The organism is Stenotrophomonas sp. ATs4 (genome assembly GCF_051861585.1).
Lineage (GTDB): Bacteria > Pseudomonadota > Gammaproteobacteria > Xanthomonadales > Xanthomonadaceae > Stenotrophomonas > Stenotrophomonas maltophilia_AS.
In genome coordinates this window covers 214,032-229,313 of record NZ_JBLYPK010000001.1, presented here as the reverse complement: position 1 = coordinate 229,313, position 15,282 = coordinate 214,032, and the positions used below count along the sequence as shown (strand labels likewise).

Here is a 15,282-nt window from a genome sequence, read left to right as displayed (position 1 = left end):
CGCCGAACAGGTATCATCCCTGTTCCGCGTACTTCACAGGATGTGAACGAAACGCGGAAACCTCCTCCCCCCAGGACCCCTTGCACGCATGCGCATCCTGCTTGCCCGTCACGGCGAAACGCCGTGGAACGCCGAAGGCCGCTACCAGGGCCAGATCGATATTCCGCTTTCGCCGATCGGTGAAGCCCAGGCCCAGGCCCTTGGCGCCCGTCTGGTCTCGGTGGACATCACCCGTGCCGTTGCCTCGCCGCTGTCGCGCGCGCAGCGCACCGCGCAGTTGGCGCTTGGCGCCGCCCGTGCCGACATGCTGCTGACCGAGCCGGAGCTGCAGGAAATCGCCCACGGTGAGTGGGAAGGCCTGCTGGCCAGCGAGATCAACGAGAAGGATCCGTCGCGCCTGCAGGCCTGGCGCGAGGAACCCGATACCGTGCTGATGCCCGGCGGTGAATCGCTGCGCCTGGTGCTGGAGCGCAGCTGGCGCGGCCTGGCCCGTGCCACCGAAGGCCTTGGCGAGCACGACACCCTGCTGGTGGTTGCGCACGATGCGGTCAACCGCGTGATCCTGTGCAAGGTGCTGGGCCTGCCGATTTCCCGCCTGTGGACCTTCCGCCAGGCACCGACCACGCTCAACCTGCTCGAAGGCGCGGATCTGGACAGCCTGGAAGTGGTGCGCCTGAACGATTGCGCCCATCACACGCCGTTCTTCGGCGAAGCCAAGCACCGCGCACTCTGACCATCACACCGAACCACCTGTACCTGTTGGAAGCACTGCCGTGACGAACACCCCGACCACCCTGGCCGATTGGCTGGATTACATTGAACGCCAGCACCCGGCGACCATCGACATGGGCCTGGAGCGCGTGCGCACCGTGGCCACCGCGATGGGTATTGGTGCGCCGGCCGGGCGCACCATCGTGGTCGGTGGTACCAACGGCAAGGGTTCCACCGTGGCCTTCATCGAAGCCATCGCGCGTGCCGCGGGCTGGAAGGTGGGTGCCTACACGTCGCCGCATCTGCTGCGCTACAACGAGCGCGTGCGCATCGATGGCCAGGAGGTGGACGATGCCGCGCTGGTCGCCGCCTTCAACGCCGTCGAAGCGGCACGCGGTGACACCACACTGACCTATTTCGAGTACGGCACGCTGGCGGCGCTGCAGCTGTTCACCGACGCCGACCTGGACCTGGCCGTGCTGGAAGTGGGTCTGGGCGGGCGCCTGGATGCGGTCAACATCATCGACGCCGATGTCGCCGTGATCACCACCGTGGACATCGACCACGCCGAATGGCTGGGCGAGGACCGCGAGGCCATCGGCACCGAGAAGGCCGGCATCATCCGCGGCTGGAAGCCGGTGATCCTGGGCGAGACCGATCCGCCATCGAGCGTGCTCGCACGGGCCTACCGGCTGGGCGCCAATGCGATCCGCGGTGGCAGCGACTATTTCTACGAACCGATCGATGCCGAGCGCTGGCGCTGGCGCGATGTTGGAACCCGCCTGGAGCTGCCGATCCCGGCGCTGGCCGGACCGATCCAGCTGGCCAATGCCGGTGCCGCCATCGCCGCACTGCGCGCGCTGGACAAGCCGGTGCCGCGTGCCGCCTGGGCCGAGGGTGTGGCCGCCGCCCGCATCGCCGGCCGCCTGCAGGCGTTCGAGCGCGACGGCGTGCAGATCCGCGTCGATGTCGGCCACAACCCGCAGGCTGCTGGCCAGCTGGCGCGTGCGCTGAAGGCCGAAGTGTCGCCGGGCCGTACCCTGGCGGTGTACGCCGCGTTGCAGGACAAGGACGCGCTGGGCGTGGTGCAGGCGCTGCAGGACGTTGTGGGCGCGTGGACCCTGGCAGGCCTGGACGGCCCGCGTGGACAGAGTGCCGCGCAGTTGCAGGCACGCCTGGCCGGCACGGCTGCGGCCAAGGCGCAGCTGGCCGATACCGTCGAACAGGCACTGGCGCAGGTGCTGGCCCAGGCCGAACGTGGCGACCGCGTGTTGGTGTTCGGCTCGTTCCATACCGCCGCCGCGGCCCTGCAGTGGCTTCAGGACCCGGCCTGATCCGCGTTCAGCCAACGCCGACGCCGTCCGGCCCGGCACCCGTATAATCGATGGCAACCCCCGGACAGTTGCCTGCCTCACGTGGATACGCCTCTGAAACAGCGTCTGATTGGTGCCATCGTGCTGGTAGCGCTGGCCGTGATTTTCCTGCCGATGCTGGTCAAGGGGCCGGCCCCGGACAGCGGGGTGGCCAATGTGCCGATCGCCGCGCCGGATGCGCCAGCCGATGGCCAGTTCGAAACCCGTGAACTGCCGCTGGTCGCCCCGGCAGGCGGCGCCACCGGCCTGCAGACCGGTCAGGCCAAGCCGCTGGCGGATGCTGCCGCACCGGCCACTCCGCCGACCGTGGACACCTCGCCGGCGGTGGCCGCCGGCAACTATGCGGTCACCTTCGGTGCGTACGGCAGCAAGGCCGATGCGGATGCGGTGATCGCGTACCTGAAGCGCTCGCAGCTGCCGGGCTTCACCGAGACCGCCACCATCAACGGCCGCCAGGCGTGGCGTGTGCGGGTCGGACCGTACGCCGATCGTGCCCAGGCCGAAGCGGCCCGCCTGCAGGCGGTGAAGATCCGCGCCGATGTGAAGGCCGAAGTCATTGCCCTGGATGCGGCGGCGGGCAACAGTGCCGCGGTTGCCGCTACCCCGGCGCCTGCGCCGGCAAGCGCCAGCACCCCGGCAGCAGCCACCACGCCGTCGGCCACTGGCAATCCAGTGCGCAGCGAAAGCCTGCCGCCGAGCACGCCGACCGCCACCACCACGCCGGTGGCCAAGCCGGAGCCGCCGAAGCCGGCACCGAAGCCGGAAGCCAAGCCCGAGCCGAAGCCGGAAACCACGGCCAGCAAGCCGGCGCCGGCGCCAGCCACGCCAGCCACGCCGGCAGCACCGGCTGCCAGCGGTGTCGGCTTCGCCGTGCAGCTGGGTGCGTTCGGCCAGGCCAACGATGCCAATGCACTGCGCGACAAGGTCCGTGGCGCAGGTTTCAGTGCCTTCGTCGAGCAGGTGCGTACCGACAAGGGCACCCTGCATCGCGTCCGCGTCGGGCCGGTGGCCAACCGCGCCGATGCCGAGCAGCTGAAGGCGCAGGTCGCCGCCAAGGTCGGCGTGGCCGGCATGGTCCGACCGCACCCATGACCCACGCGCAGCCCCGTTGCCAGCGCCGCCGAAGGAGCGGGGCGCCATGATCGACGTGGTGCTGCTGATCGTGATCGCCGCCTCGACCCTGCTGGGGATGCTGCGCGGCTTCGTGGGAATCGTCATCGGCACCCTGTCGTGGCTGCTGGCTGCTTGGGCGGCCTTCGCCTTCGGCAACGATGCCGCCCATTGGTGGGCGGCCCCGGCCGCCCCGGGCGGCGAACACTTCGTCGGTGGCTACCTGGGTGTGGGCATCGGCGTGATGATCGTGGTCGCCGTGATCGGCATGGTCATCAAGGCCCTGGTTCACCGCAGCATGCTGACCAGCCTGGACCGCTTGCTGGGCGGGGTGCTGGGAGCCGTACGCGGCGGCTTGATCGCTGCGATCCTGCTGCTGCTGGGCAGTTTCACCCCGCTGACCGCCGAGCCCTCCTGGCAGCGCTCGGCCGTGCGCCCGTTGCTGAACCCGACCGTGGCCTGGATGAACAGCAAACTGCCGCACTGGGAGGTTCCCGGGGCCGATCTGCTGCCCAAGGGCTTGCCGACCGACGCGCTGTCCCCATCTGCATTGATGGAGTTGGGCAAGAACGCAGGCGTCGGGTTGGGAAAGCCGGGCGCGGCAGGCGATAATGGCATCCTCAACCAGGTAGTGGCAGGCAGCGGATGGCTGCGGCCTGCGAAAGCGGAACAGGGCGATTCCTACGATCCGGCCGAAGTGCGCCCGGACGCTCCTGCACTGCCGGACAGTATCGAGCCGGGCGATCCGGCCAACGTCGACCGCGCGCGCGGCGACCACCGCGGCCAGGTACGGCCACCTTCCTTGTAACTGGGCACAGCCCAGCGGAGACCTCGCACCATGTGTGGCATCGTCGGAATCGTCGGCAACCAGAACGTCGCCGGGCAGTTGTATGACGGCTTGACCGTCCTCCAGCATCGCGGCCAGGATGCGGCGGGCATCGCCACCGTCAATGGCAGCCGCCTGCGGGTGCAGAAGGCCACCGGCCTGGTCCGTGATGTGTTCGATGCACGCACCATGTCCACCCTGGAAGGCAGCGTCGGCATCGCCCATGTGCGCTACCCGACCGCTGGTTCGGAAGGCATGGACGAAGCGCAGCCGTTCTACGTCAATTCGCCGTACGGCATCGCGCTGGCCCACAACGGCAACCTGATCAACACCGAGGCGCTGCGCCAGCAGGTGTTCGAGCAGGACCGCCGCAACGTCAACACCGATTCGGACAGCGAAGTGCTGTTGAACGTGTTTGCCTACGAACTGGAACAGCAGCGCCAGCTGAGCCCGGAAGCCGCGATCCGCGCGGTGGCCGGCGTGCACCGCCGCTGCAAGGGCGGCTATGCGGTGGTCAGCGTGGTGCTGGGCCTGGGCCTGGTGGCCTTCCGCGACCCGCACGGCATCCGTCCGCTGGTGCTGGGCAAGCGCAGCCATGCCGAGGGCGACGAGTACATCGTGGCGTCTGAGTCGGCTGCGCTGGACGTGCTGGGCTTCCAGCGCGTGCGTGACGTGCAGCCGGGCGAAGCGCTGGTGATCACTGCGCGCGGCGAGCTGTTCTCGGAGATCTGCGCCGAGCCGGCCGAGCACACCCCGTGCATCTTCGAATACGTGTACTTCGCACGCCCGGATTCGATGATCGACAACGTGTCGGTGCACAAGGCGCGCATGCGCATGGGCATCAAACTGGGCGAGAAGATCCTGCGCCTGCGCCCGGACCACGACATCGACACCATCATTCCGATCCCGGATACCTCGCGCGATGCCGCGCTGGAAATCTCCAACGTGCTGGGCGTGAAGTATCGCGAAGGCTTCATCAAGAACCGCTACATCGGCCGCACCTTCATCATGCCGGGGCAGGGTGAGAGGGTGAAGTCGGTGCGCCGCAAGCTCAATCCGATCCACCTGGAGTTCCGCAACCGCGTGGTGCTGCTGGTGGACGACTCGATCGTGCGCGGCACCACCAGCCAGCAGATCGTGCAGATGGCCCGTGATGCAGGCGCGCGCAAGGTCTACCTGGCCAGCGCCGCACCGCCGGTGCGCTACCCGAACATCTACGGTATCGACATGCCGGCGGCCGAAGAGCTGGTCGCGCACAACCGCACGGTGGAAGAGATCGAAGCCCACCTGGGCTGCGACTGGCTGATCTACCAGGACATCGAGGACATGGAAGCGGCGGTGAGCGAAGGCAATCCGGCACTGCGCAACTTCGATTCGTCCTGCTTCAACGGCCATTACCCGACGGGCATCGAACCGGGCTATTTCGAACGCATCCAGCAGTTGCGCTCGGACGATGCCAAGCACAAGCGCCGCGCCTGAGGCCCAGCGTGGTTGACGTGCCTGACGTCGGCGGCGACCTGCTGCGTGCTGCGCAGCAGTGTCTGGCCGAAGCCGACCCGCTGCGCAAGGTGGCGCTGACCCAGGCCTACGCGGCCGCGTTCCGGGCCGGCCGCCTGAAGGTGGCCGCCGATGCGCCGCCGCCGGAGCCGATCTGCATGCCGGGCCGGCCGGCGCAGCTGGTGCTGGTGCATCCGCGCGAAGTACCCCGGCGCGGGCTGGGGGGCGTGGAAGGGCGTGCTGCCTTCATCCACGCCATCGCCCACATCGAACTCAATGCGATCGACCTGGCCTGGGATGCGGTGTACCGCTTCCGTGGCCTGCCGTCGGCGTTCCATGCCGATTGGGTCAGCTGTGCCGACGACGAATCGCGGCACTTCATGCTGCTGCGCGAACGCCTGCAGGTGCATGGCCACGACTACGCTGATTTCCCCGCGCACAACGGCTTGTGGGAGATGTGCGAAAAGACCGCGCATGACGGTCTGGCGCGGATGGCGCTGGTGCCGCGCGTACTGGAAGCACGCGGCCTGGATGTGACCCCGGGCATGATCGAGAAACTGCGCAATGTCGGTGACGCTGCAACTGCCGATGTGCTTGAAGTGATCCTGCGTGAGGAAGTGGCGCACGTCGCCGCCGGTTCTCGTTGGTTCCGCTGGTACTGCGACCGCGCGGGTGTAGAACCACGCGCGCGTTTCAAGGAGCTGCTGGTCGAATACGCTGGCGGCTACCTGTATGGCCCCTTCAATATGGAAGCGCGGCTGTTGGCCGGATTCGATGCGGATGAGCTCGCCAACCTGGTCGAGCAGGCCGGTTGAGAAAAAGGGGACGGAGGGGATTAAGTCGTTTGTGCCCCAAACGACTTAATCCCCTCCGTCCCCTTTTTCATGCGTTCGGCAACACCACGCGCTTGCCATCCACCGTCGGCCGGTTGATGTAGAACAGGCCGGGGCCCGGCCGGTAGGGCAGTTCGCTGACGCCGGCATCGGCGGCATAGGTCAAGGCGGTATCGCCCAGCGCATCGAAATTCCAGTGCGCCGACTGCATCAGGTAGCGCCTTCGCAGCAACGCCTCCTGGGTCTGGGTCAGCGCCTGCCCGGCCACCAGCCTGCGGGCGATCGGCAGCAGCGCAGATGGAAGCTCCCAGCCCGGAACATCGGCGGCATTGGCACGCCACTGCACGCCGGCATCGCGTGCATGCTGCTGCATCACCTGCAGGGCGATCAGCTGGTACCGCCAGTCGATGCGCCGGCGCAGCACCACCGCAGCAGTCACATACAGCACCGGTGACAGCAATACGCTGCGGCTGCCTGCACGACGCTGCTGCTGCCACTGGTGCCACACATCCACCCACACTTCCTTCTGGTCCGCGCCCAGTTGCTGTCGCCAGCGTTCGGCATCGGCCTGTGCTTCGGCGTAGGCCGTGGTCGCCTGCAGTACCGCCAACGGGGGTGTCTGGTAGTCGGCAACGGCAGGGCGTCGCAGCTGCTGGCGGCGCGGCCGGCTGAGCAGCTTGGGCCCTTCTTCGAGCTGGTTGTAGCCACCGCCAATGTTGGCGTGCACCCCTGGCAGCGCGACCTCGGTAAAGGGAGGCGCCACGCTGGTGAGCGGGTAGTGCTGGCGGTGTTCATCGCGTGCCGTCAGCTGCAGCACCTGGCCGGCGATGCCGGTACGCAGCGCCAGCCGTGGCTGTTCGTCGGCGCGGCCGCCATTGACCGCAACCACGGTGTCCAACAGACCGATGAAGCGCAGTAGCGGGGTTGCGGCAGCGAAATCGCTGGCACAGATCATGCCCGATGACTGCAGCAGTTGCCGCCAGCGCGTGCTGTCCCAGGCCTGCAACTGGTTGGCGATATCGCGTGCAGCGGCGGCACCGCGCGAATAGCCGAACAGGTCCAGCTGCACGCGCCGCAGCGGTTGATGCCAGCGTGTGGACAGCTCGGCCAGTGCGGCCGGCAACAGTACCTGCAGCGCGCGTTGTACTTTGGCGCGCACGCCGCTGGCACCGATACCGAAGGCCAACCCGATCAGGTCGTCGTCTGCATCATCGCGGGTGCCGACGCCTTCCACATAGATCGACAGCGAGGGTGTGGCCAGCGCATCGCGGCGGCTGTCGGGGTACAGCCGCTGTAGTCGGGCGATGTTGGTCAGGCCGTTGTCGTAGCTGCTGGTCAGCCGGCTCTGGTAGGTCGAATCGTCATCGGTGCGCAACTGGGCGGGGCGCGGCTGTGGCCGCTGCGGGCGATCACGTTCCAGATTGTGCGCGTTGTTGCGGGTGCCGTCGAAGAACAGGCCGATCCGCAGCAAGCCGACATCTTCGTCCGTGTTCTGCGGTGGTGCCATGTGCATTCCCCGTCGTGGCTGCGTCACGGTAGCGCGAAAGCGGTGTGTTGGCGAAGTGTAGTGACGCTTTTGACCTGACTGAACGCAGATGCGGTCGATCACAGTTCCTGATTTTCATTCCCATCTTCTATTGAATTCACACGACCCGCGCAGGCCATATGGCCAAACCCGGCAAACCCCGGGCGTGCTGCATCAACGCTGTTCACATCATTCAAGGAGCGACGCAATGTTGTCCAGATCGATTGGCAAAGCGGCAGGTGGCCTGGTGTTGGGTTTGTCAGTGGTGGCGGCCGCGCATGCCGCACCGTTGTTCGAGCCGGTGACCGTCATCAGCCGGGCATCGGCAAACAGTGAGCCCGCGCTGGGCAAGCTGCTGGCCACCCCGTCCACCGCGACGGTACAGGAAGTGCGTGTGGATGCTGCGGCGACCGCGCAGCCGCAGCTTGAGTTCGAGCTGCTCGGCCAGCGCGTGCAGGCACTACGCAGCAAGGTCGAGTCGCTGCCCGATGGCGGCAGCATCTGGTATGGCCAGTTGCGCTCGCCGTCCGATCGGCTGACTGCCGCCACTTCGAACGGTCAGGATGATCCCGGCAATTCAGTGATCCTGGTGCGTTCGGGCAACACCCTCACCGGTTCGATCCGCAAGGACGGCAAGCTTTACCGGCTGCGTCCGCTGGGCAACCGCCATGTGTTGGTGGAAGTGGACGAGTCGCGGATGCCGGCCGACCATCCGGCCGACTACAACCAGTTGCCGAAGATCGCCATGCCGGCCAATGATCGCCTCGGCGCCGCTCAGGCCTCGTCGGGAAGCCCGGCGACCATCCGCGTACTGGTAGTGGCGACCAATGCCGCCGTCGCGGCCTATGGCGGCAACATGCAGTCGCTGGTGCAACTGGCGGTAGCCGAATCCAACCAGGGCTACGTCAACAGCAACGTCGGCATCACCATGCAGCTGGCCGGTTATGAAACCACCAGCTACACCGAGTCCGGCAATTTCACCACCGACCTGACCCGCTTCCGCAACACCAGTGACGGCTACATGGACAGCATCCATACCAGCCGCAACACCACCGCTGCCGACGTCGGTGTGCTGCTGATCAACAACACGAGCTATTGCGGGCTGGCTTCGGGCATCGGCTCCACCGCTTCGACGGCCTTCGCGGCGGTGTACTGGGATTGCGCGACCGGCTATTACTCCTTCGCGCATGAGATCGGCCATCTGCAGAGCGCACGGCATGACATCGCCAGTGATCCCAGCACGTCGCCTTACGCCTATGGCCATGGCTATCGCTACGAGCCGGCAACCGGTTCGCGCTGGCGCACGATCATGGCCTATGACTGCTCGGCCGGTTGCCCACGGTTGAACTACTGGTCCAATCCCAACATCAGCTACAACGGCGTGCCGATGGGCATCGCCAGCAGTGCCGACAACCAGCGCGTGCTGGTCAATACCAAGGCCACCATCGCGGCCTTCCGCTGAGCCCAGGCGCCAGCCAGGGTCGGTGTCTACCAGGGCGCGTGTACCTGCTCTGGTAGATGCCAACCTTGGTTGGCACCCTGCGATCCATCATCCGCGGCTGAGCGAATCCAGACGCCAGCCGTTGGCATCCACGCGCAGCACCGACCCCTGTTCGTACCAGTCGCCCAGCACGATGCGGGTGCAGCTGCGTCCGCCGGCCTGCAGCGTGTGGATCGCCGGGCGATGGGTGTGGCCATGGATCATCGTGTCCACGCCATGGCGCACGTAAGTCGCCTCCACTTCGGCCGGGGCCACGTCGGTGACCGTTTCAAACTGCGCGCGGTCACCCTGCTTCATGTCCGACTGGCGGGCCTGGCTGGCCTCGCGTGCCTTCTGCGCGAACGCGATGCGCGCGGCCAGCGGCTGCGACAGGAACTGCGCCTGGAATGCCGGGTCACGTGTCTGTGCACGGAACTGCTGGTAGGGGATGTCATCGGTACACAGCAGGTCACCGTGCTGCAGCAGCACCGGGCGCCCGTACAGTTCGATCACGCAGGGGTCGGGCAGGATGCGCAGGCCGGCGCGGCGCGCGTAGTCCTCGCCGAGCAGGAAATCGCGGTTGCCACGGATGAAGTATGCCGGCACGCCGCTGTCGGTCAGCACCTTCAACGCATCGGCTACCGCATCTGCGGTGGGCGAAGGCGTGTCGTCGCCGATCCAGGCTTCGAACAGGTCGCCGAGGATGTACAGCGCATCGGCGGTGGGCGCCTGTTCGCGCAGGAAGCGCAGGAACAGGTCGGTGATCTCCGGACGGCTGGGGTCCAGGTGCAGGTCGGAAATGAACAGCGTGGTCATGCCTGCATTCTAGGCCATCGGCGATGACGGTAGCGCCGGGCCATGCCCGGCGGCGGGCTTACACCGGCAGCGGCAGCCACGCCAGGCTGGCCGCAGCCAGCAGCGCGGCGATGCCGGTGGCAGCGAGCACGTCGCTGGGGTAATGAAGGCCCAGCACCACCCGCGACAGCGCTACGCCGACGGTGAACGGCACCAGCAGCGGTGCCAGCCACGGGTAGTAGGCCAGTGCGACGATGGTGAACGACACCGCGTGCAGCGTGTGCCCCGAGGGGAAGCTGAATTCGTCCAGCGGTGCCACCCAGGCGCGGATGCGCAGGTCCGCGGCGTACGGGCGCGGGCGCCGGGTCCAGCGCTTCAGGCTCTTGTACAGCAGCAGCGCAGCCAGGCCGGTGGTGGCCATGTGCAGTGAGGCCCGCAGGCCATCGAAGCCGTCCAGTACCACCAGCGCGCCCATCAGGACATACCAGAACACGCCATCGCCGAGCCGGCTGATGACCGAGAACAGACGGCGCACGCGGCGGCGCCGGCAGTAGTGGTTGGCCCGCCGGCACAGCCGTGCTTCGCGGCCGGCCAGCAGCTCAAGCGGCGTGGTGCGCATGGCCGCTCCTCCGCGACTGGGCCAGTTCGGCCAGCAGGGCGTCGAACTCGGCCACCACCTGCTGTGGATGCAGGCGTTTCATCGCCTGCGCGGCGCTGCTGCCCAGTGCGTGGCGGCGCGCATCGTCAGCGGCCAGTTGCACGGCCGCTTCGATGAACTGCTCGTCGTTGTCCACCGCTGCGCCGTTCTCGCCGTTACGCAGGTATTCGCGGGCGGCGCCGTAGTCGAAGGCCACGGTTGCCAGGCCGCTGGCCATGCTTTCCAGGGTCACGTTGCCAAATGTCTCGCTGCGGCTGGGAAACAGGAACAGATCGCCGCTGGCGAAGTGCCGTGCCAAGGCATCGCCGCGCTGGATGCCACAGAAAATGAAGTCGGGGTTGTCATGCGCCAGCTTCTCGCGGGCCGGGCCATCACCTACCCACACGAAGCGCGCCTTGGGCCGGATCTGCTGCAGTCGGCGGAAGGCCTTCACAGCCAGGCCGAGGTTCTTCTCCGCGGCGATGCGCCCGACGTAGATCGCCACCAGGCCGTTGCCGTCCACCCCCCATTCCTCGCGCAATGCGGGATCGCGCCGGCCCGGATCGAACTGCTGGCTGTCGACCGCGCGTGCCAGCAGGCGCACACGTTCGAAGCCCTGTTCGCCGAGGAACTGCTGCAGTTCGCGGGTCGGAACCAGGGTCGCATCGGCCTGGTTGTGGAAGCGGCGCATCCAGCGCATTGCCGCTGCCTGCAGCCAGGCCACGCCGTAGTCGGGCAGGTACTCGTCGAAGCGGGTGTGGAAGCCGCTGGCAACCGGGATGCCCAGACGGCGGGCAGTGCGCAGCGCCGACCAGCCCAGCGGGCCTTCTGTGGCCACATACACGGCATCGGGTCGCTGCTGCTGCCAATGGCGGCCCAGCCGGATCGGTGCCGGCAGCCCGAAGCGCAGGCCGGGATAGCGCGGCAGAGCGGCGCCCGGAACCAGCAGGGTGCCCGGTGCCGACTCCAGCGCCTCGCCGGCCTGACGTGGCCGGATCAGGTCGATGTCATGCCCCGATGCGCGCAGCCCCTGTTCCAGGCCCTGCACGGTGAGGGCAACGCCATTCACTTCCGGCGGATAGGTCTCGGTGACGATGGCATAGCGCATGGCGGGCCTCCGGGTTTCCGGCATGCTCGGGCCTGGCGATGTAGCCGATATGACCGCTTTGCGACCGCTGGATGACGGAGGCCCGGATCCCGCGCAACCACGGCCCCGAAGGGCCGTGGCGGCCGCTCACGCGTCGGGGTGGATCAGAAGCGCTGCTGGTATTTCATGTAGATGAAACGGCCGATGTCAAAGCCTCCGTAGTAGGAGAAGTTGGAACTCGGCTGGCTGTACATGGCAGGGCCCTGACGGCCGAACACGTTGTTCGCGCCGATCGAAACGGTAGCGTCCCACGGCAGGGTGTAGCGTGCCTGCACGTCGTGGAAGGTGACCGAACCCAGTCGGTTGTAGTCACGGCTGCCACTGAACCACGGTGCGCGCTGATTGGGGTGCGAGCACTCGTTCGGATAGTCATCCACGCCCAGGCAGCGTTCCTTCACCCCGGAGAAGTAGCGAAGGCCCCAGGTGATGCCGAGGTTGCCCTGCTCCCAACCCAGCGATGCGTTGGAGCGCACACGGAAGCCGATGCCGCCGTTGGTGGCGAGGCCGTTGCTGGGAATCGGCGGGACATCCACCTCGTTGGTGGTCCGATCTTCTGCATTGGCCACATAGGTGGTCTTCCAGTCGGCGCTCAGCGTGCCCCAGCGGGTTTCGACCCGGTGTCCGATCTCCAGGTCGTAGCCTTCGGCCTGTGCGAAGCCGCTGTTGCGGCTGCCGTAGTTGAGCTTGTTGACGATGCCCAGGTCCGGATCGCGGGTGAAACTGCCGCAGCGCTCGGCGATACCCAGCTCGTAGCAGTCGCGGAGGATGTCGTTGGGATGGTCGGCGACGATCGTGTTCTCGATGCGGATCTTCCACCAGTCCAGCGCGATGTTCAGTCCTTCGGCGAAGGTCGGGCTCCAGACCAGGCCCAGTGTGCGGCTGGTCGAGGTCTCGGGCTTCAGGTTGGGATTGGAGCCATTGGTGAAGGGGACGGGCGTCTGCCCGCTGCTGCCGGTGATCGGCTCGTTGCCCTGGCCGAGCTGGCGGTAGCTGTCCGCGTTGGCAATGTCGGCGGCGCAGCGTGCAAGCACCTCGGGACTGCTGGCGGCAGCACCGTGCACGGTGTCGCAGGGATCGCGGAAACCGGTGGTGAAGGTTTCCGAGCCGCCACCATACAGATTGGAAATGGTCGGCGCGCGGAAGCCCTGGGCCCAGGTGCCACGGACCAGCAACTGGTCGATCGGTTTCCAGGTGAAGCCGAATTTGCTGTTGAGGGTGCTGCCGAAGGTGGAGTAGTCCGAATAGCGGGTCGCCGCGTTGAGGGTAAGCTCGCGCGCGCCGGCGAGGTCGCGCAGCACCGGCACGCTCAGTTCCAGGTAGGCCTCGTCGACGCGATAGCCGCCACCGGTGGGGCCTGCGGCCAGATTGGTGGTGGCGCCGGTCTGCGCCAGCGCATCGGGAGTGAAGCGACCCTCCTCGCGGCGGCTTTCCGCACCCACGGCAAAGCCCAGCTCGCCGGCGGGCAGGGTGGCGATACTGCCACTGAGGCTGGTGAACAGGTTGCGGGTAGTGGTGAGGCCACGGGTGAGTTCTTCGGGGAACAGCCAGTCCTGCAGTTCCGGGTTGCCGGACAACCCATAGGGGTCATCCTGGCCGTAAGGCACCAGCGGATTCCACGGCTTGCAGCCGGCGATCGGCGCATCCGGCGTACCGCATTCAACCTTGCCCGTCGCCGGGTTGTAGAACGAAGGGCCGGTGGCATCGGCTACGCGCTGCTTGTGCAGGTTGCCCGTGGCGCGCTGGCTCAGCTCGCTGCGGTTGTACTGGTAGCCGGCCTCCCAATCGAACTCGCGACTGCCGAAGGTGAAGCTGCCTTCAAAGGCTGCAGTACCCTGCCAGGTAGTGAGTTCGCTGGTGCTGATGCGCGGAATTTCCCAGCTGCGGCGGTTCCAGTGCACGTCGCTGGGGTTTTCGTAGCCGTGGTGGCTGCCGAACGGGTTGAACCAGCTGTCGGCGGACATCGGCGTGATGCCGGCCGCAGCGGACTGGAAAGGATAGCCGGCGATCTGACGCGTGGTGGTGCGCCGGTTGTAGGCCAGCTGGGTGTTGAAGCGGACCTGGTCGTTCAGATCCATGCGGGCGTCGACGAAGATCGAGTCGCGCTTGATCGGCGTCTGCACGTGCATCTGCTCGTTGCTGTTGCTGACATCACCGGTGAACGGCGTGTTGTCGCTGATATGGAAGCTGTCCGGGCCGCCCGGCTGGCTGCCGCGATCGAGCGAGTAGCTGCAGCCACGGCTGCTGGTGCAACCCGGGCCGTTGAAGCCGGTGATGCGCCCCCATTGGCCGACCGTGGTCCAGCCGTCATCCGGGTGGCGATCGGTGTAGGTATAGGCACTGAAGCCACGATCCTTTGCCCATACGCCCTTTTCTTCGACATGCTCGGCGGCGATGCTGATCGACGCACGATCATTCGACCAGCCGGCAACCACGTCGTACTGCGTGCGCGCGCCGTCGCCTTCGCTGTACTGCCCGTGGTAGACGCTGGCAGTCACGCCTTCGACGTTGCGGCGGGTGATGATGTTGACCACGCCTGCCATGGCGTCGGAACCATAGATGGCTGAGGCGCCGTCCTTGAGCACTTCCATCCGCTCCACGGCCGCAGCGGGAATGCTGGATACATCCTGGTAGCCGCTGGTGGTCATGCCCAGGCGCTTGCCGTTGACCAGCACCAGGGTGCGCTGTGCGCCCAGGCCGCGCATGTCCACGTAGCTGCCGCCAGCGGCTTCACCGCTGCTGAGTGGGCTGGAACGACTGAGCGCGGGGCTGCCGGTCGCGGTCAGGTTCTGCAGGATGTCGGCGACGGAATTGAAGCCTTGCCGCTCGATGTCGGCGCGGCTGATGGTCAGCACCGGTTGTGCGGTTTCCAGGTCGACCTGGCGGATGCGCGAGCCGGTGATCTCGATGCGATCGAGCGTGGTGGCTTCCGGCGCGTGCTGGGCGAATGCAGGAACGGCGAGTGCGGTGGTTGCCGTCATCGCCAATGCGCGACGGATCGCCAACCCGAGTTCGGGAATACGGATGGTCATGGGTCTCTCTCTCTTCTAGGTCTTCGGTGCGCTGCCAAAGCGGACGGCGCAAATACCACCGCAGGCGGTGGAGATTCGACGCTAGTGAAGGACCGATGAGAGAGGTATGGGAAAGGTACGAATCCGCAATCGAAGGGGCTGACGCATCTGCACAAAGTCGATGCGAATCATGTGGCTGCGTTGCTCGATGACGATTCACCGCCGTTCCGGCACTGCCGCGACGGTGACGCGGCGAAGGTTGCCGAGCCTGTCAAACACGTCAACCTGCGCAGAAACAAAAAAACCACGGCCCCGCAGGGCCGTGGTCGTGGTGCATTAC

12 protein-coding genes are annotated in these 15,282 nt (G+C 66.8%); 7 read left to right on the top strand and 5 right to left on the bottom strand.

All coding sequences use genetic code 11. The annotated features are described in order from the left end of the window. Positions 1-88: 88 nt before the first annotated feature. The 6 genes from ABR323_RS01165 (at position 89) to ABR323_RS01140 (ending at position 6,332) form a co-directional block, all read left to right on the top strand. Positions 89-733 (top strand): histidine phosphatase family protein, encoded by a 645-nt coding sequence (locus tag ABR323_RS01165; RefSeq protein ID WP_439447916.1) that lies wholly within the window; start codon positions 89-91, stop codon positions 731-733. Positions 734-773: 40 nt separating this feature from the next. Beyond that, positions 774-2,045 carry a bifunctional tetrahydrofolate synthase/dihydrofolate synthase gene (gene folC, locus ABR323_RS01160; RefSeq protein ID WP_439447915.1) on the top strand — a complete coding sequence of 424 codons (1,272 nt, stop codon included), beginning with the start codon at positions 774-776 and terminating at the stop codon, positions 2,043-2,045. Between the two features lie 81 nt (positions 2,046-2,126). Beyond that, a complete protein-coding gene (locus tag ABR323_RS01155; RefSeq protein WP_439447914.1) occupies positions 2,127-3,176 on the top strand; it encodes an SPOR domain-containing protein in 1,050 nt (349 codons plus the stop codon). Between the two features lie 46 nt (positions 3,177-3,222). After that, complete coding sequence (locus tag ABR323_RS01150; protein ID WP_439447913.1) at positions 3,223-4,002, top strand: CvpA family protein; 780 nt, start codon at positions 3,223-3,225, stop codon at positions 4,000-4,002. A 30-nt stretch (positions 4,003-4,032) separates the two neighbouring features. Then, a complete protein-coding gene (gene purF / locus ABR323_RS01145; protein ID WP_135272467.1) occupies positions 4,033-5,499 on the top strand; it encodes an amidophosphoribosyltransferase in 1,467 nt (488 codons plus the stop codon). Between the two features lie 8 nt (positions 5,500-5,507). After that, entirely contained in the window at positions 5,508-6,332 is an 825-nt protein-coding gene (locus ABR323_RS01140) for a ferritin-like domain-containing protein (protein ID WP_439447912.1), read from the top strand. Positions 6,333-6,399: 67 nt separating this feature from the next. On the opposite strand, the gene ABR323_RS01135 is transcribed toward ABR323_RS01140, so the two are convergent. Then, positions 6,400-7,857 carry a DUF2235 domain-containing protein gene (locus ABR323_RS01135; RefSeq protein WP_439447911.1) on the bottom strand — a complete coding sequence of 486 codons (1,458 nt, stop codon included), beginning with the start codon at positions 7,855-7,857 and terminating at the stop codon, positions 6,400-6,402. A gap of 226 nt (positions 7,858-8,083) precedes the next feature. Between ABR323_RS01135 and ABR323_RS01130 the strand changes: the two genes are divergently transcribed. Then, the gene (locus ABR323_RS01130) at positions 8,084-9,337 is read left to right on the top strand and encodes a zinc-dependent metalloprotease (protein WP_135272471.1); all 1,254 of its coding nucleotides are present in this window, start codon (positions 8,084-8,086) and stop codon (positions 9,335-9,337) included. A gap of 87 nt (positions 9,338-9,424) precedes the next feature. Here ABR323_RS01130 and lpxH read toward each other — a convergent pair whose 3' ends face one another. The 4 genes from lpxH to ABR323_RS01110 form a co-directional block, all read right to left on the bottom strand. Further along, positions 9,425-10,171: a UDP-2,3-diacylglucosamine diphosphatase gene (gene lpxH / locus ABR323_RS01125; protein ID WP_439447910.1), complete on the bottom strand. Its 747-nt coding sequence runs from the start codon at positions 10,169-10,171 to the stop codon at positions 9,425-9,427. Positions 10,172-10,229: 58 nt separating this feature from the next. After that, on the bottom strand, positions 10,230-10,769 hold the full coding sequence (locus tag ABR323_RS01120) for a phosphatase PAP2 family protein (protein ID WP_135272473.1): 540 nt from the start codon (positions 10,767-10,769) through the stop codon (positions 10,230-10,232). After that, positions 10,750-11,895, bottom strand: coding sequence for a glycosyltransferase family 4 protein (locus ABR323_RS01115; RefSeq protein WP_439447909.1), 1,146 nt, complete (start codon positions 11,893-11,895; stop codon positions 10,750-10,752). The genes ABR323_RS01120 and ABR323_RS01115 overlap by 20 nt, the downstream gene beginning before the upstream one ends. 143 nt (positions 11,896-12,038) lie before the next feature. Next, positions 12,039-14,963: a TonB-dependent receptor domain-containing protein gene (locus ABR323_RS01110; RefSeq protein WP_439447908.1), complete on the bottom strand. Its 2,925-nt coding sequence runs from the start codon at positions 14,961-14,963 to the stop codon at positions 12,039-12,041. Positions 14,964-15,282 lie beyond the last annotated feature (319 nt).